The following is a 21,548-nucleotide window of genomic DNA, read 5'->3' as shown; positions in this document are numbered from 1 at the left end:
AGGCTGGCGCATCGTTTCTTCAGGACTGTCGCCATGCGCTCCCCTTCCGTCCGGCCACGCACCCCGCTGGCGCTGTACGCGCTGACCGCGGGCGCGTTCGGCATCGGCACCACCGAATTCGTGATCATGGGCCTGCTGCTGCAGGTCTCCGCCGACCTGCATGTCGGCATCGCCGCCGCCGGCCTGCTGATCTCCGGTTATGCGCTGGGCGTGTTCGTGGGTGCGCCGCTGCTGACTGCGGCCACCAGCCGGCTGCCGCACAAGAGCGCGCTGATCGCGCTGATGATCATCTTCACCCTGGGCAACCTGGCCAGCGCGCTGGCGCCGAGCTACACCGTGCTGATGCTTGCGCGGGTGCTCACCTCGCTGGCCCACGGCACCTTCTTCGGCGTCGGCGCGGTGGTGGCGACCGGGCTGGTGGCGGAGGATCGCAAGGCCTCGGCGATCTCGATCATGTTCACCGGCCTCACCGTGGCGACCCTGCTCGGCGTGCCGGCCGGTGCCTGGCTGGGCCTGCACCATGGCTGGCGCGCCACGTTCTGGGCGGTGACCGCGATCGGCGTGCTGGCCACGATCATCATCGCCACGCTGGTACCGGCCGATCGCGGCGGACACGCGCCGATGAAGTTCGCCGAGGAGCTGAAAGGCATCGCGCATCCCCAGGTGTTGCTCGGCCTGCTGATGACCGTGCTCGGCTTCGCCGGCGTGTTCGCGGTGTTCACCTATATCCAGCCGATCCTGACCCGCATCACCGGCTTTGCCGACAGTGCGGTGTCGCCGATCCTGCTGGTGTTCGGCGGCGGCATGGTGGTCGGCAACCTGCTCGGCGGCCGTCTCGCCGACAGGCGGCTGATGGCGACCCTGCTGGGTTCGCTGGCCGCGCTGGCGATCGTGCTGGGCGCAATGACCTTCGCCCTGCACAGCAAGCCGGCGATGATCGCGTTTGCCGCGGTGTTCGGCATCGCCGGGTTCGCCACCGTGGCGCCGTTGCAACTGCGCGTGCTGCAGAAGGCCAGCGGCGGTGGCGTGCTGGCGTCGAGCTTCAACATCGCCGCGTTCAACCTCGGCAACGCGATCGGCGCGTGGCTGGGCGGCGCGGTGATCAGCCACGGACCGGGCCTGGGCGCGGTGACCTGGGTGGCGGCGACCTTGCCAGTGCTCGGCCTGATCGTGGCGCTGTACAGCATGCGGCTGGATCGCGCCCACGCTTCCCGTGTCGCGCCCCGTGCCGCCGGCCTCGAAGCATCCTGCTGAAACCGCGTTCGCGCCAGCGCAAACTCTTTCCCGTCCCCTGCCCGAAGCCCGGAGATCCCATGAAAGCCGTCGCCCTCACCCGTTATCTGCCAATCGACGATCCGCAATCGCTGGTCGACATCGAACTGCCCCGCCCCGTCGCGGGAGAACACGATCTACTGGTGCGCGTGGAAGCGGTTTCGGTGAATCCAGTCGATACCAAGCTGCGCTCGCCGAAGCCCCAGGTGGAAGCGCAGCCGAAGGTGCTGGGCTATGACGCCGCCGGCACGGTCGAGGCGGTCGGCGCGGCGGTGACCGGCTTCCGGCCGGGCGATCGCGTGTACTACGCCGGTGACGTCACCCGAGCCGGCAGCAACGCGCAGTACCAGCTGGTGGATGCACGGCTGGTCGGCCACGTGCCGCCATCGATCGAACTGGCCGACGCGGCGGCCTTGCCGTTGACCGTGCTCACCGCCTGGGAGCTGCTGTTCCAGCGCATGCCGTTCGACAGCGAGCACGGCGGCGAAGGAAAGTCCCTGTTGATCATCGGTGGCGCCGGCGGAGTAGGCTCCATCGCGATCCAGCTGGCCCGACGCGCCGGCTTCACCGTGATTGCCAGCGCCTCGCGCGCCGAGACCATCGACTGGTGCCGGACGATGGGCGCGCAACACGTGGTCAACCATCGCGAGCCGCTGGTGGCGCAACTGCAGGCGCTCGGTTTCGCGCAGGTCGATGCGGTGCTCAACCTCGCCGACACCGACCGCTACTGGTCCGTCATCGGCGACCTGCTGGCGCCGCAAGGTCACGTGGGGCTGATCGTGGAACCGGTCGGCGCGCTGAAGATCGGCGATCCGTACAAGGCCAAGTCCATCGGCATCCACTGGGAAATGATGTTCGCGCGCGCCCGCTACAAGACGGACGACCAAGCCGAACAAGGCCGCATCCTCGAACGCGTGGCAGCCCTGCTCGCCAGCGGGGAACTGCGCGGCACGCGCACTGCCACCCTGACGCCCATCCATGCCGCCAACCTGCGCGAGGCGCATCGCCAGCTGGAGTCCGGCAGCACGATCGGCAAGCTGGTGCTGGCCGGCTGGTAAAAAAGAAGCAGGGTGGCGGCGGCCACCCTGCTTCCTGTTCTACCTACACTTTGATCGAGGGACTTCCTGGCCGTTCGACAAGGACTATCTCGACGAAACGGGCTTGGCCGGCTCGCCTTTCTTGCCGAAATCCTCCATCAGGGTCTTCATGTCCTCGGCGTGCTCTTCCTCCATCGCCAGGATGCCTTCCAGCATGCGCTTGGTGGTGGTGTCCCGGTCACCCACGTAGTTGATGATTTCCCGATAGCTGTCGATGGCGATGCGTTCGGCGACGAGGTTCTCCTCGATCATCGCCGCCAGTTCCTCCGGCACCACGAACTCGGCATGGCTGCGAGTGGAAAGGCCGTCCGGCGAGAAATCGGGCTTGCCATCGAGCTGGGTGATGCGCTCGGCGATCAGGTCCGCGTGACCTTGTTCCTCGTTGGCGTGTTCGAGGAATTCGGCCGCCACGCTCTTGGCGTTGATGCCGGAGGCAAGGTAATGGTGAGCCTTGTAGCGCAACACGCAGACGAGCTCGGTGGCCAGCGCCTCGTTGAGCAGCTTCAGCACCGTCTGCCGATCCAGCGTGTAGCTGTCGGTGACCGCGCCGCGCTGCATGTGTTCCCGCGCTCGCCGCCGGATCGTCTCGATGTCGGAAAGAAACGGCGTGGATTTCGACTCGGTGGCCATGAAATATCCTTGGGCGTGACTGAAAGCGGTTCAGTCTGGCTCAGCGGACGTTGCGGCGGCGTCAATGCCGCCGCTGGCTCACCTGCTTCTCAGGTCGCCGGACGAATCACGCGGCAGGTAGGCGCGCAGGAACATGTCGACACCAGCCCGGGCGGTGGCTTCGATTTCTGCGGCATAGCTTTCGGGACAATCCGTGCAACCGAACATCTGGCGCATCATCAGGTTGCCCTTGATCAGGCTGAGGAATTGCGTGCAGGCGCGTGGCACGTCGGCGATATCCAGCTGGCCGGCGTCGACCGCCTGCTGCATCAGCCGCTCCATCAGTCCATGCGTGCGCGCGGCACCTTCTTCCCAGATCAGCTTGCCGTAGCGTGGATTGCCCTGACGGCAATCACTGAGGATGGCGCGAAACGTGCCCACGGTCTCCACGTTGCAGTCGAGGTGGGCATGGATCAGCGCCACCCGCAGCAAGGTCTCGCGGATGTCCGCGTGCGGGTCGAAGGCATAGGTTTCTTCCGGCAACAGATCCTCGATGCGCGAACGGATCACTTCGCGGAACAGGTTGTCCTTGTCGCCGAAGTGGCTGTACACCGTCAGCTTGGATACCCCGGCATCGGCGGCGATCGCATCCATGCTGGTGCCGGCGAAGGCATTGCGGATGAACAGCGCCTTCGCCGCGACCAGAATGGCCGCACGCTTCTCCATGTCCTTCGGACGACCGGGACCCTGGGTTCTGATTTGCGCGCTGCTGCTCATGCCTCCACCTTCACAAACGGGGTTCATCGCTTTATTATACGCTCCGGTTCATTTATTTTCCAGAACAGGCACCGGCACCGACTCCAGTGCGAGCGCACGCGCGCATCAAGGTGACGTGCGTCAACCGCTTCCGATGACTTCCGGCACTTCGTGGCCCGCCGCGCAACCGGCAGGCTGTGACCGTCGGAGCGTGTCATTGTGGGAGCGCGCGCTAGCGCTTATCCTTTTTGACCTTTTTCGATCCGCATGGGACACGAGCAGATGGCGATGAATATCGAGCAGGCGCGACTCAACATGGTGGAAAACCAGGTGCGCCCGTGGGAAGTCCTGGACGCCCGCGTGCTGGACGTGATCGCCCGCGTGCGCCGCGAGGATTTCGTCGCCGCCGAACATCGCCAGCTCGCCTTCGCCGACCTGTGCCTGCCGCTGGGCCACAACGAAGTGATGATGAAGCCGGTGGTGGAAGGCCGCGTGCTGCAGGCGCTGGAACTGCAGGGTACCGAGCACGTGCTGGAAATCGGCACCGGCTCGGGGTTCCTCACCGCCTGCCTGGCCGGCTTGTCGGCGCAGGTCACCAGCGTCGACATCCATGCGGACTTCACGGCGGCCGCCGGTCAACGCCTGCAGGCCGCCGGCGTTTCCAACGCTGACCTGATCACCGGCGAAGCCGTGAACCAGTGGCAGCCCGACGGCTTGTTCGACGGGCTGGTGGTGACCGGTGCGGTGCATGCGATACCGCCACGCTGGCTGACCTGGCTCAAGCCCGGTGGTCGCGCCCTGGTGGTCCGCGGTGAATCGCCGGTGCAGCATGCCACCCTGCTCATGCACGAGGGCGCCGGTCGCTACCGCGAAGAGGCCCTGTTCGAAACCGATCTTCCCTACCTGAGTCACGCCGAGCCGCCGCCGCGGTTCGTGTTCTGAGCTCATCCCCGAATCGATACCCACGAGGCAACTCATGCGTTTGAAGCTGCTCACTCTTGCACTGGCCCTGGCCGCCATCTCGCTGCCCAGCCACGGCGAGGACTTGCTGGACGCCTACCGTGAAGCCCGCAACAACGACCCGGTGCTGTCGCAGGCCGACGCCAGCAGGCTGGCGACCGGTGAAGGCGTGACCCAGGCCCGCGCGTCGCTGCTGCCGCAGATCGGCGCCAGCATGAGCCTGAACCAGACCAATGGTGGCGGCCAGATCGGCCACAGCCGCTCGCGCACGATCAACGGCACCTTGAGCCAGAGCGTGCTGGACTTCAGCAAGTACGCCAACCTCAAGGCCGCCCACTCGGCGTCCGAGGCCCAGGACGAGCTGTACGCCTCCGCCGGGCAGCAACTCTACGTGCGCGTGGTCGCCGCCTACTTCGGCGTGCTGACCAGCGAGGATGGCCTCACCTACGCCAAGGCCAACGAGGACGCGTTCCGCCAGCAGTACGAGCAGTCCGACCAGCGCTTCAAGGTCGGCCTTTCGGCGATCACCGACGTCTACCAGGCCAAGGCGTATTACGAAGCGGCGAAGTCGCAGACGATCGCCGCGCAGAACACCCTCAATGATTCCCGCGAGGCGCTGGCCCAGATCACCGGCAAGCCCACCGGCGACCTGAAGAAGCTGCGCGACGACCTGCCGATGCAGCCGCCGTCCCCGGCCGACCAAGACGCCTGGGTCAAGCAGGCGCTGGAAACCAATCCCGACCTGCTCGCCCAGAAGAGCAACGTGGAAACCGCCCAGCACAACATCAGCGCGGCGCGGGCGGCGCATCTGCCCACGATCACCGCCGGCGTGTCCTACGGCAAGGGAGCCGGCTGGTCCGAAGGCAATGCCGCGGCCCGCTATCGCGACCCCGCCTCGACCACGATCGGACTGACCCTCAACGTGCCGATCTTCTCCGGCGGTGCCACGCAGTCACTCGTGCGCCAGTCGATCTACCAGCGCGACGGCGCCGCCGACGCGCTGGAAGCGCAGCGCCGCCAGGTCGTGCGCGACACGCTCAACTACTATCGCTCGGTGATCGCCGGCATCGCCCAGGTCGAATCGGCGAAAGCCTCGGTGGAATCGGGCCGCAAGGCGCTGGAAGCGACCCGCGCCGGGTTCGAGGTCGGCACCCAGACGATGACCAACGTGCTGCTGGCGATCCAGACCCTGACCTCGTCGGAGAGCAGCTACTCGCAGGCGCGGCACCAGTTCATCCTCAACAAGCTGCTGCTCAAGCAGACCGCCGGCACCGCCGACGTGAAGGACATCGAGCAGATCAACGCGTTGCTGCAGTAAACCGCGGCGCCACGTTTCACGGAACGGCCGGGCATGTCCCGGCCGTTCCGTTTCCGGGCGGACGATCCGTCATTCCTGCAGCATGCCGTCGATCAGTTGCATGACCCGCTGCACCGCCCCGCGCTCACGTTCGAACACGCCCTGGGCATCGCGACCCATGCGTTCGCGGCTGGCCGCATCCAGCAACAGCCGCAGCACGTCGGGGCCCAGTTGCGCGGCGCCGGTCACGCGCATCGCGCCACCCTGCTCAATCAGGCTGCGGGTGATCTCGTCGAAATTGAAGGTGTGTGGGCCGACCAGCACCGGCACCGATAGCGCTGCCGGCTCCAGCACGTTGTGGCCACCGATCGGGACCAGGCTGCCGCCGACGAAGGCCACGTCGGAGCCGGCGAAGAACGGCATCAGCTGACCCATCGCGTCGATCACGAAGACCTGGTGCGAGGACGACGGCACGCCTTCGAGACCGCGCGTGGCCACCGTGAAACCCAGGCTGCGCACCGAGTGCTCGACCAGCCGGAACCGTTCGGGATGGCGTGGCGCCAGCAGCAGCAGCGCATCGGGCAGTCGCTTGAGTACCTGCAGGTGCGCCTCCAGCACCGCCTGCTCTTCACCCTCGTGCGTGCTCGCCGCCATCCACACCGGGCGACGCGGCCCCCACTGCTCGCGCATGCCGGCGGCCAGCTCCACCGCGCCATCGGGTATGGGCATGTCGAACTTCATGTTGCCGGTGACCAGCACCTGTTGCGGATCGGCACCGAGCAGGCGATAGCGTGCGGCATCAGTGCGTGACTGCGCGGCGATCAGGGTCACGCAACGCAAGGCGGATCGCAGCAGCCCGCGCAGCGGCCGGTAGCCGCGCAGCGAACGCTCGGACAATCGCGCATTGACGATCATCAGCGGAATGCCGCGGCGGCGACAGGCGAAGTAGAGGTTGGGCCAGATCTCCGTCTCGACGATCAGCGCCAGCCGTGGCCGGATCTTCTTCAGGAAGCGGCTCACCGCGTACGGCAGGTCATACGGCAGATAGACATGAAACACGCTGTCGCCGAACAACTGCTGCACGCGCGCCGTGCCGGTCGGAGTCACCGTGGTGACCACCAGTTGCGCCCTGGGGTAATCGCGTTGCAGTGCCTTGATCAGGGGCTCGGCGGCATTCACCTCGCCCACCGACACCGCGTGCACCCACAGGCTGCCGTTGAAGCCCGGCGTCCTGAAGAACCCGAAGCGCTCCGGCCAGCGCTGGTGGTAAGGCCGCGAACGCACCCCGCGCGCCAGCAGCCGCAGCACCAGCAACGGCGTGACCAGGAACATCGCCAGTGTGTAGAGATAGCGCAATGGCACGACTCGTGGTGTTGACGCGGCAGTATACGAGAGCGGGAACGAGGCCACGCGGGACAGCCGTCCGCGATCCACTACAATGCCCACGATGCCCGGCATGTCCCGTCCCGCCTTCCACCGTTCGCTGCTCGCACCTCGCCACTGGCCGGCGTGGCTGGGCGTGGCCACGATCTGGCTGATCGCACGACTGCCGCAATCCGTGCTGATGTGGTTGGGCCGTCGCCTCGGCGCCCTGGTGCTGCGTATTCCTTCGGCGCGAAAGCGCATCGCCGCGGCCAACATCGCCCTGTGTTTCCCCGAACTCGACGCCGACGCCCGGGCACGCCTGGTCGACGCCAACCTGCGCGACATCGGCCTGATGCTGGTGGAGTTCGCGCTGGGCTGGATGGGCAGCGACCGGCGCATCGCGGCGATCCCCACCCGCATCGAGGGACTGGAGCATCTGGAAGCGGCGCGGGCGCAGGGCCGGGGCGTGCTGCTGGTGGGCGGCCATTTCTCGCATCTGGAGCTGTGCGCGCGACTGGTCTCGCAGCGCATCCGCATCGCCGGCATGTATCGGCGGATGGACTCGGCCGTGTTCGAGTGGGCGGTGCTGCGCGCGCGACTGGATTACGCCGACGCCATGTTCGACAAGGACGACATCCGCGGCACGGTGAAATACCTGCGCAACGGCGGCACCCTCTGGTACGCGCCGGACCAGGACATGCGCAGCAAGGACACCGTGTTTGCGCCGTTCTTCGGCGTGCCGGCGGCCACCATCACCGCCACCCATCACCTGGCGCGAATGTCCGGCGCGAAGGTGATTCCGTTCTTCCATCGCCGCCTGCCCGGCAACCAGGGCTACGTCCTGCGCCTGGGCACTCCGCTCGAAGACTTTCCGGGACCCGCTGCGGAAGCCGACACCGCACGCGTCAATGCCTGCATCGAACAGATGGTGCGCGAGGCGCCCGAGCAGTACCTGTGGGTGCACAAGCGCTTCAAGACCCGGCCGCCGGGCGCGCCTGCGATCTACTGATCGTCGCCGGTTTCCCGCTTCGAACGCCGCTGCTCGAGCTCGTACAGCTTCGCGTACTTCAGGAACGCGTAGAACGCGTGGATGCGGGCGGCGATGAAGCCGGCCCAGCCGGAACGCCAATGACCGCGCAGCAGGTAGTAGCGCAGGAAGGCCACCGTCGGATACGCCACCATGCGCAGTCGCAACCCGCCGACCCGGCGCCTGGCCAGGTCGGGCAGCTGCAGGCTGGAATAGCGATCAGCCTTGCCCACGCGTCCGCTGATGTCGGGCTCGCCGTGGTGATCGATGACAACATCGAGCACCCCGATCGCGCCGTCCACCTGCACCTCTTCGTGCACCTCATGGCGGCTCATGCGGGCATGTTGTCGATCGAACAGGCGCACGTAGTGGTTGAGCCGCGCCCGTCGCGATTGCCAGCGCCAGAACTGCCACTCGCGCCGCCACAACTGGTATCCCGCGCAGGTCGGCGCCAGCAGCGCCTGCTGCAGCGGCGCGATCGACGCTTCGTCCAGCGACTCGTCCGAATCGAGCAGCAGCACCCAGCGATGGCTGGCCAGATCAATCGCCGCCTGTTTTTGTGCGCTGTATCCGGCAAACGGCTGGGCGTGGATGCGCGCACCGTAGCGGGCCGCGATCGCCATGCCGGCGTCGGTGGAACCGGAGTCCAGCACCACGATCTCGTCCACCCAGCTCACGCCGCGCAGGCAAGCATCCAGCGTGGCGGCGCTGTTGAATGTGGTCACCACCACCGACAACGGCTCACGCCCCATCGCGCGTCCCCTGAGGGCGTGCTTCTTCGAGGAGTCCGGCAGGGACGCCGGCAACGAACAAACTGGCACACCACAGACCGAGCAACCAGGCGAACAGCAGCCCCCACCAGGCCGAATAGAAGGCCAGATGGGTGTTCAGCGGAAACAGCATCACGCCCAGGGCCAGGCTCACCGGGAACGCGCGCTCCCGTGCTGCCGCACCCACGCTGCGCCACGCCCGCCATGCCAGCACGACGCCGGCCAGCCACAGCAGCAGGCCGATCGAACCGGTCTCGGTGAGTATCTCGAGCACCAGCTGGTGGGCATGACAGGCACCTTCGCCGACGCCGCAGGCTTCGGTCGATACCACGAAATGATCATTCGCCGGGGCGTACTGCGGATACGCATAACGATAGCCACGCACACCCACGCCGTTGAGCGGATGCGCGGCGAACATCCCGACGCTGGCGTGCCAGATGTCGAGGCGGCCGCTGAGCGCGGCGTCCAGCGACTGGTCGGTACCGTGCAGGGCCAGCAGGGTGCGATCGACGCGGTCATGGAAACGCGTCGAAGTCTTCCAGGCCAGTCCCCCGGCCAGCGCCAGCACCAGCGCCGCCACCACGCAGAAACCGGCAAAGCGCAGCGGCGATTTCGTCTCGCGCCAGGCAAAGCCCAGCGCCACCAGCACGTAGCACAGCCACGCGGCGCGCGCACCGGCCAGCAGGATCGGGCCCAGGATCAGGGCGAAGGCGAGCAGCAGTCCCGGCAAGCCCCAGCGTCGTCGCGCGGTCCACAGCGTAAACGGCGACAGCACCGCCAGGGTTGGTCCCAACTTGAGGTTGTCCGCACCGAAGATGCCGGAGACGCGCTCGGCCTCTGCCTGGCCGCCAAGGCTCCAGCCGGTCAGCGCCTGCACCCAGGCGTCCAGACACCACAGCGCCAATACCCAGGCCACCGCCACATACAGGGCCTGCAGCTTGCTTTCGCGGCGGATCGCAAAACACGCGTACAAACCCAGCGGCGCGTAGCGCAACAGCGCGGCCACCGTGCTCCAGCTCTTGCCCGGCCGGACCGCATCGAGCGCGGAGCACAGCGCCGCCCCGACGTAGGCGGCCAGCAGCCAGAGCAGCAGGCGTGCCCCGGCATGCTGCTGCAAGGCCTGCGGATCGCGGACGAACAGCATGATCACGCCGAGCAGGCACAACACGGTGCCCAGCTCGGAACTGCGCCCGAACGGCAGCAGCGCGATCACCAGCCAGAACGGCAGCAGTGGCGAGCGCAACGCGCCCTTGAGTGAGGTGCCGAACGAATTCATGCGTGGGCCGGATGACTGCGATCCCGCATTGTAGGCGAGCCGCCGCAGCCAATCCGCACGCCCGCGGCGGCCTGATCAGGACGCGGCGATTTCGTCGTACAGGGCGAGCGTGGCCTGCTGCATGTCGCCCAGGCGATAGCTCTGCAGCGGCGAGATCGGCGGTGCCACCCGCAGCAATTCGGCCGCGCGCTCCACCAGCCGCTCGCGGTCACCGGGAGGCACCCGGCCGGCGGGGTACAACTCGGCCAGCAATTCGCCGACGCCGCCATGGGCGTAGCCCAGCACCGGCCGGCACAGCGACAGCGCCTCGACCACGGTGCGGCCGAACGATTCGGGCCGGTTCGACAGCTGCAGCACCAGCGCGGAAATCGCGTAGATGTCGCGCACGTCGTCGCGCGGTGGGCTCAGCACCACCTGCGAAGTCACCCCGCGCAGGCGGATCAGTTCCTGCAGCTCGGCCACGTAGGCCTCGCGGCCGGGTTCGATCACGCCCAGCAACAACAGGCGCGCCTCGATCCCCCGTCGCTTCAGGTCGGCCAGCAGCTCGATCGCGTCATGGTGCCCTTTCAGGCGCGTGCCACGACCCGGCAGGGTCAGCAGGGGTGCGCCGGTCAGCGCGGGAAACTCGGCAAGAAAGGCCTTCTGCCAGGCGTCATCGGGCCGGTGGCCATAGGGAAACGCCTGCGGATCGATGCCCCGCGGAATCACCTTGACCCGGCCCGGCTCCAGCCAGCGGTAGTGGCTCAGCACGTAGTCGCGCAAGGTCTGCGACACCGCCACCACGCGCTCGCCGCGCAGCAGGATCGCGCTGTAGCGCCCCGGCGAATTGAGCCCGTGCACGGTGGTGATGAAATGCGGCCGCGGCGTCATGCCCTTCAGCGCCCACCAGCCCATCCAGGCCGGCAGCCGCGACCGGGCGTGCACGATGTCCGGCTTGAGCTCGCGCAGCACGCGCCGCAAGGCACCCAGACGACCCAGCGTGGACAGCGACTTGCGGCCGATGTCCAGCGTGATGTGCTCGCTGCCCTCGGCCTTCAATTGCTCGACCAGCCTGCCGCCCGCCGAGATCACCACCGAGCGGTGGCCAGCCTGCACCAGCGCACGGGCAATCTCCAGCGCTGACCGCTCGGCGCCACCGGAGTGCAGCGCAGGGATCAACTGGACCACGGTCAGCAGCTTGGCGGGCACGGCAATGCTGGACATGAGCTCGGGGCTGGCGGCTTTCATTCCATGAAGGCAAGCAAGAACAATGCCGCCGAAGGGTGTGACTGGCCCGAAAGCTCAGTCCTGCAGCACGTAACAGGCGCCACAGTAGGCACAGGTTGACTCGCCGCCATCATCGACGATCGGCAGGTAGACCTTCGGATGCGAATTCCACAGTTCCATGCCGGGCATGGGACAGGACAGCGGCAGGTCTGCGCGCGTCACTTCATAACGATTTTCGGCATTTGCCGGCACCATCGGCGCCGCCGCAGAGCGGGGGGATGACATCAGTGAACTCCAGACTGGACATCAGGCCGCAAATGGTAGCAGGCTGCAGCCTTCTGTCGGGGGACAGCAGGGGTACCCAAGGAAGCCGGACGCAGCTCCCAGCCGTGAGGCTGCGGTGGCGGTCCTCATCACGTGAGCACTCATCCACGACCCGGCGTTTCGTGCCGGGCCCACTGCAACGAGTTCGGGAGCTGACCATGGATTCAGGAAAGATCATTGCACGCGTCAAGGCCATACTGACCACGCCGAAGACCGAGTGGCCCGTGGCCGCCGCCGAACCGGCCACGGTGAACAGCCTGTTTACTGGCTACATCCTCATCCTCGCCGCCCTGCCCGCGGTGGCCGCCTTCATCAAGGGCAGCCTGATCGGCACCAGCGCATTCGGCATCACCGTGCGCGACTCGATCGGTGGCGGCATCACCCGCATGGTGCTGGGCTACCTGCTGTCGCTGGTCGTGGTCTACCTGATGGCGCTGATCATCAACGCGCTGGCCCCCACCTTCGGCGGCCAGAAGGACATGGTGCAGGCCCTCAAGACCGTGGCCTATGCGTGGACCGCCAGCTGGATTGCGGGCATCGCCGTGATCGTTCCCTGGCTGGGCTGGCTGGTTGCGCTCGCCGGCGCGATCTATGGCGTGTACCTGCTCTACCTCGGCCTGCCGCAGACGATGAAATGTCCGACCGAAAAATCGGCCGGCTACACCGCGGTCAGCGTGATCATCGCCTTCGTGCTGAGCTGGATCGTGGGCGCCATCGTGATCGGCGTGGTCGGCACCGCCGCGTTCACCGGCGCGGCAATGGGCGGCATGCATGTTACCGGCAGCAACGGCGACAGCGTCACCATCGACGGCAACAGCGCGATGGGGCAGCTGGCCGCGATGGGCAAGCGCGCCGAACAGGCCAGCAAGGACATGGAAGCTGCGCAGAAATCCGGCGACAGCGCCGCGCAATCCGCCGCGATGGGCAAGATGATGGGCGCGATGGCCGGCACCGACGGCAACGTCGAAGCGCTGGCACCGGACCAGATCAAGGCCTTCCTGCCCGACAGCCTGGGCAACCTCAAGCGCAGCAGCCTGTCGGCCCAGCGCAACAAGGCGATGGGCATGCAGATCTCCGAAGCCAGCGCCGACTATTCCGCCGACAACGGCCAGCACCTCACGCTGGAAGTCTCCGATACCGGCGGCGCCAAGGGGCTGATGTCGCTGGCCAGCGCGATGGCGCCGGAGGAGGAAAAGCAGACCGAGCACGGCTACGAGAAGACTTACAGCGCCGGCGGCAACCTGGTCCACGAGGCATGGGATACGCAGTCGAAATACGGCGAGTACAGCGTGGTGGTCGGCAAGCGCTTCACCGTGAAGGCCACCGGCAATGTCGACGGCATCGACCAGCTGAAGCAGGCGGTCGGCAGCGTCGACCTGTCCCGGCTGGAATCGCTGAAGGACGCCGGGGTCAAGGCGAACTGACCCGGCCGGTCCGGGCACGAAAAAGCCGCGCCGTCACCGGCGCGGCTTTTTTTGTGTTCGCGCAGACTTACTTCTTCTTCGGCACCGAACCTTCGGTGGTGATGCGGATGCTGAGCTCGTCGCTGACGTTCGGCACATAGGCGCCGACGCCGAAGTCCGAACGCTTGATGCTGGCGGTGGCGTCGAAGCCGATCGACGGCGCCTTGCTCATCGGATGCGGGCCGATCTTGTTCAGCGTCGCATCCAGCACCACGGGCCTGGTTACGCCGTGCACGGTGAGGTTGCCGGTCACCTTGAACTTGTTGCCGCCCAGCGGCTGCACCGCCGTGCTCTTGAAAGTCACCACCGGGTACTTGTCGGCATCGAGGAAGTCCGGCTTCTTCAGGTGCTCGTCCAGCGCCGCCACGTGGGTGTCGAGGCGGGCCAGCGGCAGGGTCACTTCCACGCTGGAATTGGCCGGGTGCTGTTCGTCGAACACCACGGTGCCCTCGCCCAGGCCGAGGTCGGCGGTGGGGTTGGAGTAGCCGAAGTGGTTCCAGCTGAACAGGACCATGGTGTGGCTCGGGTCGAGCTGGTAGGTGACCGGGGCGGCCTGGACCGACACGGCGGCGCCGAGCAGGCCGGCGAAAGCGAGGCATTTCAGTGCACGCATGGGTAAGCTCCTGTGAATGGTGGGAAGTGTGGTTCAGGCGAACGTGCAGGCTTCGTCGAACGCCAGGCGGGGGCGACGCCCGAACAGGTTGCGGCTGGCCTCGGAAAGCTACCCGCGCATCGCTATCCTGTGGCGGGGCGCGCCCGAAGTGACGCTATCCTGCCAGTGTATAGGCGGCTGCAGGCGAACGGTCCACCCATGGGAAGAACGTAGAGTGGTCATTCGGGAAACAGTGACGGAGCCTGCAGCCTCATGCTGAACCTGCATGGCGAATGCTGGGTGATCACCGACACGGCCGCCGGCAACCAGCGGCAGGCGCTGGCGCTGACGGAGTATCTGGGCATGCCCATGCGTCACCTGGTGCTGCAGCCGCGGGCGCCGTGGTCATGGCTGGCGCCGAAACTGGAACTTGGCGGACGGCTGGCCCTGCCCGGCCGCCAGCGCCGCCTGTTCGCACCGCCCTGGCCGAACGTGGCGATCGGCTGCGGCCGCGCGGCCGCCCTGTTCACCCGCATGTTGCGCCGCCTGTCCGACGGACAGTGCTACACCGTGCAGATCCTGGACCCGCGGATCGATCCCGCCCACTGGGACACGGTCATCGCGCCCCGTCACGACCGGCTCGACGGCCCCAACGTGCTGAGGCCGCTCGGCTCGCTGAATCCGGTCGACGACGAATGGCTGGCCGACGGCCGCGATGCCTGCCCCGGCTTTGCCGACTTGCCGCAGCCGCGCGTCGGCGTCCTGCTCGGCGGCTCGCGCCAGGGCATCACGCTGGACGGCGACTATGCGCGCCAGCTGTCGACGCGACTGCTCGAACGCCAGCATGGCGAAGGCGGCAGCCTGCTGGTGCTCGGTTCGCGGCGCACCTCGCCCGTGCTGGTCGAAGTGTTCCGCCGCAGCCTGCGCGACGTGCCCGGCCTGGTCTGGGCCGGACCCGACGACGGCCGCAACCCCTATCCGGGCGTGCTCGGCTGGGCCGACCGGCTGGTGGTCACTCCCGATTCGGTGAACATGCTTTCGGAAGCCTGCGCCGTGGGCTGCCCGGTCCAGACTTTCGTGGCCGCGCCGTTGCCGGCGAAGATCGGGCGTTTCCATCACGCCCTGCGCGAGGCCGGGCGGCTGCACGACCTGGACGGCCCGGCCGCTCGTCCACCGCCGCCACTGCGCGAGACCGCAGCGATCGCCGCCGATTTGCGCCAGCACATCGCCGCCCGACAACGCGACGCATCGACGGCATGACATCAGGCCGGGCCGGCGACGCCGCCCGAAAGGAAGCGCACACACATGGACACCGTGAAGCACCCCGAGAGTTGGACTGCTGCCTGGATCGTCACCGCCGTCTACATCGCCATCGGCTTCGTGCTGGCGGTCGTGTTGCCCGACACCGTCGTCGCCGAGGCATGGATTCCCTTCGACACCCGCCTTGCCCGCTCGCTGGCCGCCGCTTCCACCGACCCGCATCGCGTGCGGCTGTACTGGGCGTGGATGCCGATGCTGTTTCCCTGCGCACTGGCCGCGTTGGCGGCAACTGCACCGGTCAGGCTGAATTCGCGCGCCGCCGACAAGGAGGGCTCGATCCTCATCCTGGTCATCGGCTTCCTGCTGTTCGGCTACGTCGGCACGCCCGGGATCGTGTACCTGGTGCTGAGCATGGACGTGACGTCCGCTTCGTCGTCGCATCGAATGGACCGGATGATCCTCGGCATGAGCCGCGGCCGGCTGGGCCTGTTCTGGGGCGGCAGCTGGCTGACCACGGCAACGCTGATGCTGGCCTGGCTTTCCTACGTCGCCATTCCCGTCAGCTACTTCAAGCTGCTGAAACTCCACCGCGACAATCGCGCCTGAGCGGAAAGCTCAAAAGGCGAACCCCAGTGCGTCGGTGACCTCGCGGACACTGCCGCACAGCTGCGCCAGTTCCGCGTCGCGAAGGGCGATGCGCGAGCGCAGATCGAGGGTGCAGGCCAGGGCGCGCTGCAGCAGGTCGGCGTGGGCCACGGCGAGGATCGCGGCCTGGTTGTTGTCGAGCAGGCCGGCGCCGCGGCAGGCCTCGATCAGGCCCGCGTTGGCGGTGACCCCCAGCAGTGACGGCTGCTGCGCCGCATGCGCCAGCACCAGCCCCTGCAAGGCGAACTCGATATCGAGCAGGCCGCCGTGGCCCTGCTTCAGGTCGAACTGGCGCTCGTCGGAGCGGTCGCGTTCGGCACGCCAGCGCTGGCGCATGCTGCCGACCTCGGCCAGCACGGTGGCGCGTTCGCGCGGCACCGCCAGGATGCTGCGTCGTACCTCGGCCAGCTGCGCGTTGAGCGCCGCGTCGCCGGCCATCGGCCGCGCGCGCAGCAGCGCCTGGTGTTCCCAGGTCCACGCACGACTCTGCTGATAGGCCACGAACGCATCCAGGCTGCTGACCAGCAGGCCCTTGGAGCCGTCCGGACGCAGCCGCGTGTCGACTTCGTACAAACGCCCGCCGCGGGTCAGCACGGTGAGCCAGTTCATCGCCCGCTGGGCCAGCCGCTGGTACCAGCGCGAACCTTCGATCGGCCGCGCGCCGTCGCTCATCGCCTGGGCGCGGCGGCCGTCGTAGACGAACACCAGGTCCAGATCCGAAGCGAAACCCAGCTCCTCGCCGCCGAGGCTGCCGTAGCCCAGCACCGAGAAGCCCGAACCTTCGCCGGGCAGCCGGCCGTGCTGCGCCACCAGCTCGCGCTCGGCCAGGGCCAGCACCGCGCCCACCACCGACTCGGCCAGCGCGGCGAGCCGGCGCGCGGTGGCCACCGCGTCGGCGCGGCCGTCGTTGAACGCCAGACCCAGCCGGAAGGCGGTCGACGCCTTGAACTCGTTGACCCGTTCCAGTTCCGCCTCGGCCTCGCGTTCCTCCAGGGTGCCCAGCACGCGGACGATCTCGGCGGCGATGTCGGCACGCTTGAACGGCAGTTGGTCGATGCGCGGATCGAGCACGTCGTCCAGCAGCAGCGGTTGCGCGATCACCCGTTCGGCCAGGAAGGCACTGTCGGCGAACAGCCGCACCAGCCGGCGCCGCGCGGCCGGCTGCTCCTCCAGCAGGGCCAGGTAGGACGAGCGCCGCGCCACCGCCTGCATCAGGCGGACCAGCCGCAACAGACTGGCCACCGGCGCCTTGCTGGCGCGGGCGGCCTCGAACAGCTGGGGCATCAGGTGATCGAGTCGTTCGCGCGAACGGGGCGACATCGCGCGCACCGAAGCCGCCTGCGGCAGCTTCAGCAAGGCGTCGGCCAGTTCGCCGCCGGGCACGAAGCCGGAGTTTTCGAGCACGCCGGCGTCCAGCGACTCGTCGCAGGCGTGTTGCCACAGTTGCAGGTCGGCGACCGGCACGCTGGCGGCGCGGCCGCCCTGCGGCATCAGGACCGCGGCGAACTCCTCGCTGACGATGGCCCGCTGCGCCACCAGCGCCGCCTGCAGGCTGTCCCAGTCCGGATGGTCCAGGCTCAGTGCCAGGCGCTCGCGACTGAGGGCATCGGGCGGGATGTCATGGGTCTGCGCATCGCGCAGCATCTGCACCCGGTTCTCCACGCGCCGCAGCAGCACGTAGGCCTGGCGCAGCGCACGCGCACGCGCGGCGGGAATGTGGCCGCGCGCCTCGCACGCGGTCAGCGCCGGCAGCAGGCCGCGCACGCGCAGGCTCGGCTCGCGGCCGCCGCGGATCAGCTGGGTCAGCTGCACGATGAACTCGATCTCTCGGATGCCACCGGGGCCCAGTTTCAGATTGTCGGCCAGATCCTTGCGCGCCACTTCCGCATCGATCAGCGACTTCATCTCGCGCAGGCCGGCGAACGCGGTGTAGTCGAGGTATTTGCGGTAGACGAACGGTCGCAGCAATTCCTGCAACTGCTTGCCGGCGGCACGATCGCCGGCGACCGGGCGCGCCTTGATCCACGCGTAGCGTTCCCAGTCGCGGCCTTCGCTCTGGTAGTACTGCTCCATCGCGGCGAACGACAAGGCCAGCCGGCCGGCGTTGCCGAACGGGCGCAGGCGCATGTCGACCCGGGCGCAGATGCCGTCCATGGTCGGCTCGTTGAGCAGGCGCACCAGCTGGCGGCCCAGCCGCACGAAGTACTCGCTGTTGTCGAGCGGCCGCGCGCCGTCGGTGTGGCCGCCGTGCGGGTAGGCGAACACCAGGTCGATGTCCGAGGAGAAATTCAGCTCCGACCCGCCCAGCTTGCCGAAGCCGATCACCAGCAGGCGTTGCAACGCGCCCTCGGGGTTGCGGCTGTGGCCGTAGCGCGCGGCCAGCATCCGCTCGGACCAGCCCAGTGCCAGTTCCAGCAGCACCTCGTACAACACGCTGGTCGCCGACAGGGTTTCCGGCAGCTCGTCCAGCCCGTTGGCATCGCGGAACACCAGCCGCAATGCCTCGGCGTGGCGGAAGCGGCGCAGCGCGACCATGCACCCGGCCTCGTCCTCCGGCAGCTTCAGCGCCTCGACGCGCGCACTGGCATCACTGCCCGAGCGCAGGCGCTCCAGCCCGGCCGGTGCCAGCAATTGCGGCTGGCGACACCAGGTGTCGAAGGCGAAATCGCTGGCCAGCAGGGTACGCCGGATGCGCTCGGCCACGCCGGCGTCGTCGTGCAGCGGCACGCCGGCCGCGCGGCAGCGACTGGCGAGTTCGCCATAACGGTCATCGATCAGTGCGCGCAGTGCGGGGCTTGCCGGATGGGTCATCCGGGCATTGTGCCGCATGGCGGGCGGCTGCCGGCAGCTGAGCACCGCTTGAACAAGCCCTCGACAAGCCGGACACTCGCCGGCCACGCCTACTCCTTGTTCATCTGGCCGCCATTACATTGGCGCGTCCAGACCATGACAGCAAACGCAGGACTGCCATGCCGCCACTTGCTTCCCCGCCCGTTTCCCGTTGGCGAGCGATCGCTTCCCGGGTCGCGCTGCTGTTGCTGCTGGCCGTGGCCTTCGTGCTGCTGACCGGGTGGGTGGACGGTGGCGTCGGCGTGACCCCTCTGCGCATCTTCGACCAGGCACGTTACCCGCTGGCCAACGCCTTGCCGGGCCTGCTGCTGGCAGCGCTGCTGCTGGCGATCAGCCGGCGCGCATGGCTTTCGTTCGCGCTGGCGTTCCTGTTGCAGGGCCTGCTGTACGCGGTGAACGTGCTCAAGGTGGCCAACCTCGGCACGCCGCTGTTGCCGGACGACTTCCGCATCGTGGGGCAGTTGCACAAGGGTGGCATGCACCTGCTGTCGGGCTATCTGCCGCACAGCGCGTGGCCGTACCTCGGCCTGCTCGCCGCGGTGATCGCGATCGTGGTGGCGTGGCGACTGGAACCGCCGCTGTTCGAACGCCGCCCGCGGTTGCCGCGCGCGCTCGGTGGCGGCGTGGCGGCACTGGCACTGCTCACGATGCTGGTCGGCCTGCAGGCGTGGACGAAGATCTACAACGCGAAGACCTTGTGGCTGGAGCCGTGGTCGGCCATTTCCACCACCACCCATTCCGGCCTGATCAGCTCGCTGATGCTGTTCCACCTGCAATACGGCAAGGGTGCGCACAAGCCGGATCCGATCACGGCCAGCCGTCTGATCAACCAGTCCGCGCCGGCACTGCTGCAGTCCATGCAGGCGGCGACACCGGCGGCGGCCGACCTGCCGGACGTGGTGGTGGTGCAAAGCGAGTCGTTCTTCGACCCGACCATCATGCGCGGCTACGAGCACAGCAACTTCGCGCCCAATCTGCGCCGGCTGGCTGCGCACGGCATCAGTGGCAAACTGCACGTGCCCACTTTTGGTGGCGGCACCATCCGCACCGAGTTCGAATTCCTCACCGGCCTGTCGCTGCGCTATTTCGACAACCTGCAGTTCCCCTATCTGCAGATGAGTCACCAGGCACTGCCGGGACTGGTCCGCACGCTGAGCCGGCACGGCTATTCGACGCTGGCACTGCACGGCAACGACCCGGCGTTCTGGAACCGCACTACCGCGTTCAAGGCGATCGGCTTCGATCACTTCGTGTCGCAGTCGTCGTTCCCACCCGGCGCGCCCAACGACGGCAAGTACATGGCCGACAGCGCGATGACCGACGAGATCATGACCCAGCTGAAGGATCAGGGCCCACCGCAGTTCATCTTCGCCATCAGCATCGAGGCGCACGGCCCGTACGACGTCGAGCCCACCCATGTCGCCGAGCGCGACGCGATCCCGGTGCCCGCCGGCATCACCGGCCGCGACAAGCTGGAGCTGCAGAACTACCTGTATCACCTCAAGCATGCCGATGCCGAGCTGGGACGCCTGGTGAAGCTGCTGGCGGCACGCGAGCGTCCCAGCGTGGTGTTGTTCTACGGCGATCACCTGCCAGCGTTGAGCAACAGCTACCAGATCACCGGCTTCGTCGACGGCGGCGACATGCTGAGCCAGGCCGGCGTGTGGCTGCTGGTCGATCCGAAGCACCCGGGCAAGCGCAGCACGGCCGACACCGCCTCCTGGCTGCTGCCCGGCAAACTGCTGGCGCACATCGGCATCCACGACGATCCGTACTTCGCGCTGACCGAACTGGTCGGCCCACAGCTGGCCTCGCTCACCGAGGCGCCCGGCGCACCGCCATTGCCCGAGGGCGACGACCTGCAACAACTCGACAAGGCCATGGCCAGCGTCGAACAGCTGCGCATGAGCAACAAGCTGGACAGCCTGCTGCCGCAGCCCGCACCGGCGCCCGCGCCTGGCCAGATCGTCCACAACGCCGCACCACCGGCACCACGGCCGGCATCCTCCGCGCAGTGACGCGAACAGTGGCGCCTTTGCCCCGGACTCGCCGTTCAGCGAGCTGTCCGACGACTGAAGAGCGCGACCCGGTATTCACGCGGCAGTCGGGCGAGGCCGCCTAGCGTCGGTGTGGCCGTCGGCGCGTGCCATGCGCTTGCGGCGGCATTCCCCACCTGGAGGTCACCCTCATGCGCAAGACCATGCTTTCCGCCCTCATCATCGGTGCCAGCGTATTCACTGCTTCCGCCTTCGCCCAGGCCAGCCTCGGCGGTGCCGCTCACATTGGCGCCGGCGCCCACGTCGGCGCAGCCGCACCAAGCGCCATGCACGCCGTTGGCCAGACCACCGCGCAGACGGAGCAGACCCTGCACCGCACCGGTTCCCACGCGAAGCACCGGACCCGCAAGGCCGCTGACCGGACCCGCTCGACCGTCAATGACCACGCCAACGCCAATGCCAACGCGAATGCGAATGGCACGATCGGAGCGGGCGCCGGCGACTCGCATGCGGGCGCCAACGCCAACGTCGCTACCGGTGCCGGTCTCGATACAGCCGCCACCGCAGGCAGGGCTGGTGAGATGGGCCGGGGCGTGGGCGGCGACGTGCGCGATACCGCGCATTCGGCGATCCAGTCCACCGACCGCGCGGCCGGCTCGGTCGGCGACGCGGTACAGGGCGTCAACGCCAGCGGCAACGCCGCCGCCAGCGGCAGTGTCCACGCCCACGGGCACTGAGTTCACTGCCACCAACCCGGCAGATATCGCCGGGATTCCGGCGCC

Annotated in this window: 19 protein-coding genes; 10 read left to right on the top strand and 9 right to left on the bottom strand. The window is 67.9% G+C overall.

Annotated features, from left to right (window positions below):
- The first annotated feature begins 33 nt into the window (after window positions 1-33).
- Together ASD82_RS11920 and ASD82_RS11915 are read left to right on the top strand one after the other, a co-directional pair.
- The gene (locus tag ASD82_RS11920) at window positions 34-1,254 is read left to right on the top strand and encodes an MFS transporter (RefSeq protein WP_056718044.1); all 1,221 of its coding nucleotides are present in this window, start codon (window positions 34-36) and stop codon (window positions 1,252-1,254) included.
- Between the two features lie 59 nt (window positions 1,255-1,313).
- On the top strand, window positions 1,314-2,330 hold the full coding sequence (locus tag ASD82_RS11915; RefSeq protein ID WP_056718043.1) for a zinc-binding alcohol dehydrogenase family protein: 1,017 nt from the start codon (window positions 1,314-1,316) through the stop codon (window positions 2,328-2,330).
- Between the two features lie 84 nt (window positions 2,331-2,414).
- On the opposite strand, the gene ASD82_RS11910 is transcribed toward ASD82_RS11915, so the two are convergent.
- Entirely contained in the window at window positions 2,415-2,999 is a 585-nt protein-coding gene (locus tag ASD82_RS11910; RefSeq protein ID WP_056718042.1) for a ferritin-like domain-containing protein, read from the bottom strand.
- A gap of 78 nt (window positions 3,000-3,077) precedes the next feature.
- Entirely contained in the window at window positions 3,078-3,755 is a 678-nt protein-coding gene (locus ASD82_RS11905) for a TetR/AcrR family transcriptional regulator (protein WP_056718041.1), read from the bottom strand.
- Window positions 3,756-4,016: 261 nt separating this feature from the next.
- On the opposite strand from ASD82_RS11905, the gene ASD82_RS11900 reads away from it, so the two are divergent.
- Both ASD82_RS11900 and ASD82_RS11895 read left to right on the top strand, forming a co-directional pair.
- Window positions 4,017-4,676: a protein-L-isoaspartate O-methyltransferase gene (locus ASD82_RS11900; RefSeq protein ID WP_056718070.1), complete on the top strand. Its 660-nt coding sequence runs from the start codon at window positions 4,017-4,019 to the stop codon at window positions 4,674-4,676.
- A gap of 34 nt (window positions 4,677-4,710) precedes the next feature.
- Window positions 4,711-6,012 carry a TolC family outer membrane protein gene (locus ASD82_RS11895; RefSeq protein WP_056718040.1) on the top strand — a complete coding sequence of 434 codons (1,302 nt, stop codon included), beginning with the start codon at window positions 4,711-4,713 and terminating at the stop codon, window positions 6,010-6,012.
- 69 nt (window positions 6,013-6,081) lie between these two features.
- On the opposite strand, the gene waaA is transcribed toward ASD82_RS11895, so the two are convergent.
- Window positions 6,082-7,323 (bottom strand): lipid IV(A) 3-deoxy-D-manno-octulosonic acid transferase, encoded by a 1,242-nt coding sequence (gene waaA / locus ASD82_RS11890; RefSeq protein ID WP_235580697.1) that lies wholly within the window; start codon window positions 7,321-7,323, stop codon window positions 6,082-6,084.
- Between the two features lie 124 nt (window positions 7,324-7,447).
- On the opposite strand from waaA, the gene lpxL reads away from it, so the two are divergent.
- Window positions 7,448-8,365 carry an LpxL/LpxP family Kdo(2)-lipid IV(A) lauroyl/palmitoleoyl acyltransferase gene (gene lpxL / locus ASD82_RS11885; protein ID WP_235580695.1) on the top strand — a complete coding sequence of 306 codons (918 nt, stop codon included), beginning with the start codon at window positions 7,448-7,450 and terminating at the stop codon, window positions 8,363-8,365.
- Here lpxL and ASD82_RS11880 read toward each other — a convergent pair.
- The 4 genes from ASD82_RS11880 to ASD82_RS11865 form a co-directional block, all read right to left on the bottom strand.
- Window positions 8,359-9,135, bottom strand: coding sequence for a glycosyltransferase family 2 protein (locus ASD82_RS11880; RefSeq protein WP_056718037.1), 777 nt, complete (start codon window positions 9,133-9,135; stop codon window positions 8,359-8,361). The two genes, lpxL and ASD82_RS11880, sit on opposite strands and share 7 nt — an antisense overlap.
- The gene (locus tag ASD82_RS11875) at window positions 9,125-10,429 is read right to left on the bottom strand and encodes an O-antigen ligase family protein (RefSeq protein WP_056718036.1); all 1,305 of its coding nucleotides are present in this window, start codon (window positions 10,427-10,429) and stop codon (window positions 9,125-9,127) included. The genes ASD82_RS11880 and ASD82_RS11875 overlap by 11 nt, the downstream gene beginning before the upstream one ends.
- Window positions 10,430-10,504: 75 nt before the next feature.
- Window positions 10,505-11,632 (bottom strand): glycosyltransferase, encoded by a 1,128-nt coding sequence (locus ASD82_RS11870; RefSeq protein ID WP_056718069.1) that lies wholly within the window; start codon window positions 11,630-11,632, stop codon window positions 10,505-10,507.
- Between the two features lie 78 nt (window positions 11,633-11,710).
- Entirely contained in the window at window positions 11,711-11,920 is a 210-nt protein-coding gene (locus ASD82_RS11865; protein ID WP_056718035.1) for a zinc-finger domain-containing protein, read from the bottom strand.
- A 197-nt stretch (window positions 11,921-12,117) separates the two neighbouring features.
- On the opposite strand from ASD82_RS11865, the gene ASD82_RS11860 reads away from it, so the two are divergent.
- Window positions 12,118-13,383 carry a Yip1 family protein gene (locus ASD82_RS11860; RefSeq protein ID WP_056718034.1) on the top strand — a complete coding sequence of 422 codons (1,266 nt, stop codon included), beginning with the start codon at window positions 12,118-12,120 and terminating at the stop codon, window positions 13,381-13,383.
- A gap of 67 nt (window positions 13,384-13,450) precedes the next feature.
- On the opposite strand, the gene ASD82_RS11855 is transcribed toward ASD82_RS11860, so the two are convergent.
- On the bottom strand, window positions 13,451-14,035 hold the full coding sequence (locus tag ASD82_RS11855) for a YceI family protein (RefSeq protein ID WP_056718033.1): 585 nt from the start codon (window positions 14,033-14,035) through the stop codon (window positions 13,451-13,453).
- Between the two features lie 252 nt (window positions 14,036-14,287).
- Here ASD82_RS11855 and ASD82_RS11850 point away from each other — a divergent pair, with 252 nt between their 5' ends.
- Both ASD82_RS11850 and ASD82_RS11845 read left to right on the top strand, forming a co-directional pair.
- Entirely contained in the window at window positions 14,288-15,274 is a 987-nt protein-coding gene (locus ASD82_RS11850) for a mitochondrial fission ELM1 family protein (RefSeq protein ID WP_056718032.1), read from the top strand.
- Between the two features lie 45 nt (window positions 15,275-15,319).
- Entirely contained in the window at window positions 15,320-15,880 is a 561-nt protein-coding gene (locus ASD82_RS11845; protein ID WP_056718031.1) for a hypothetical protein, read from the top strand.
- 9 nt (window positions 15,881-15,889) lie between these two features.
- Here ASD82_RS11845 and glnE read toward each other — a convergent pair whose 3' ends face one another.
- A complete protein-coding gene (glnE, locus tag ASD82_RS11840) occupies window positions 15,890-18,730 on the bottom strand; it encodes a bifunctional [glutamate--ammonia ligase]-adenylyl-L-tyrosine phosphorylase/[glutamate--ammonia-ligase] adenylyltransferase (protein ID WP_056718030.1) in 2,841 nt (946 codons plus the stop codon).
- A 158-nt stretch (window positions 18,731-18,888) separates the two neighbouring features.
- Between glnE and ASD82_RS11835 the strand changes: the two genes are divergently transcribed.
- Together ASD82_RS11835 and ASD82_RS11830 are read left to right on the top strand one after the other, a co-directional pair.
- A complete protein-coding gene (locus tag ASD82_RS11835) occupies window positions 18,889-20,787 on the top strand; it encodes an LTA synthase family protein (RefSeq protein ID WP_056718029.1) in 1,899 nt (632 codons plus the stop codon).
- Between the two features lie 170 nt (window positions 20,788-20,957).
- Window positions 20,958-21,503, top strand: a complete 546-nt coding sequence (locus ASD82_RS11830; RefSeq protein ID WP_056718028.1) for a hypothetical protein — start codon at window positions 20,958-20,960, stop codon at window positions 21,501-21,503.
- Window positions 21,504-21,548: the final 45 nt, after the last annotated feature.

The sequence above is a fragment of the Rhodanobacter sp. Root179 genome, assembly GCF_001428465.1.
Taxonomy (GTDB): domain Bacteria; phylum Pseudomonadota; class Gammaproteobacteria; order Xanthomonadales; family Rhodanobacteraceae; genus Rhodanobacter.
The sequence above is the reverse complement of the archived record's forward strand: the minus strand, read 5'-3'. Positions and strand labels throughout refer to the sequence as shown.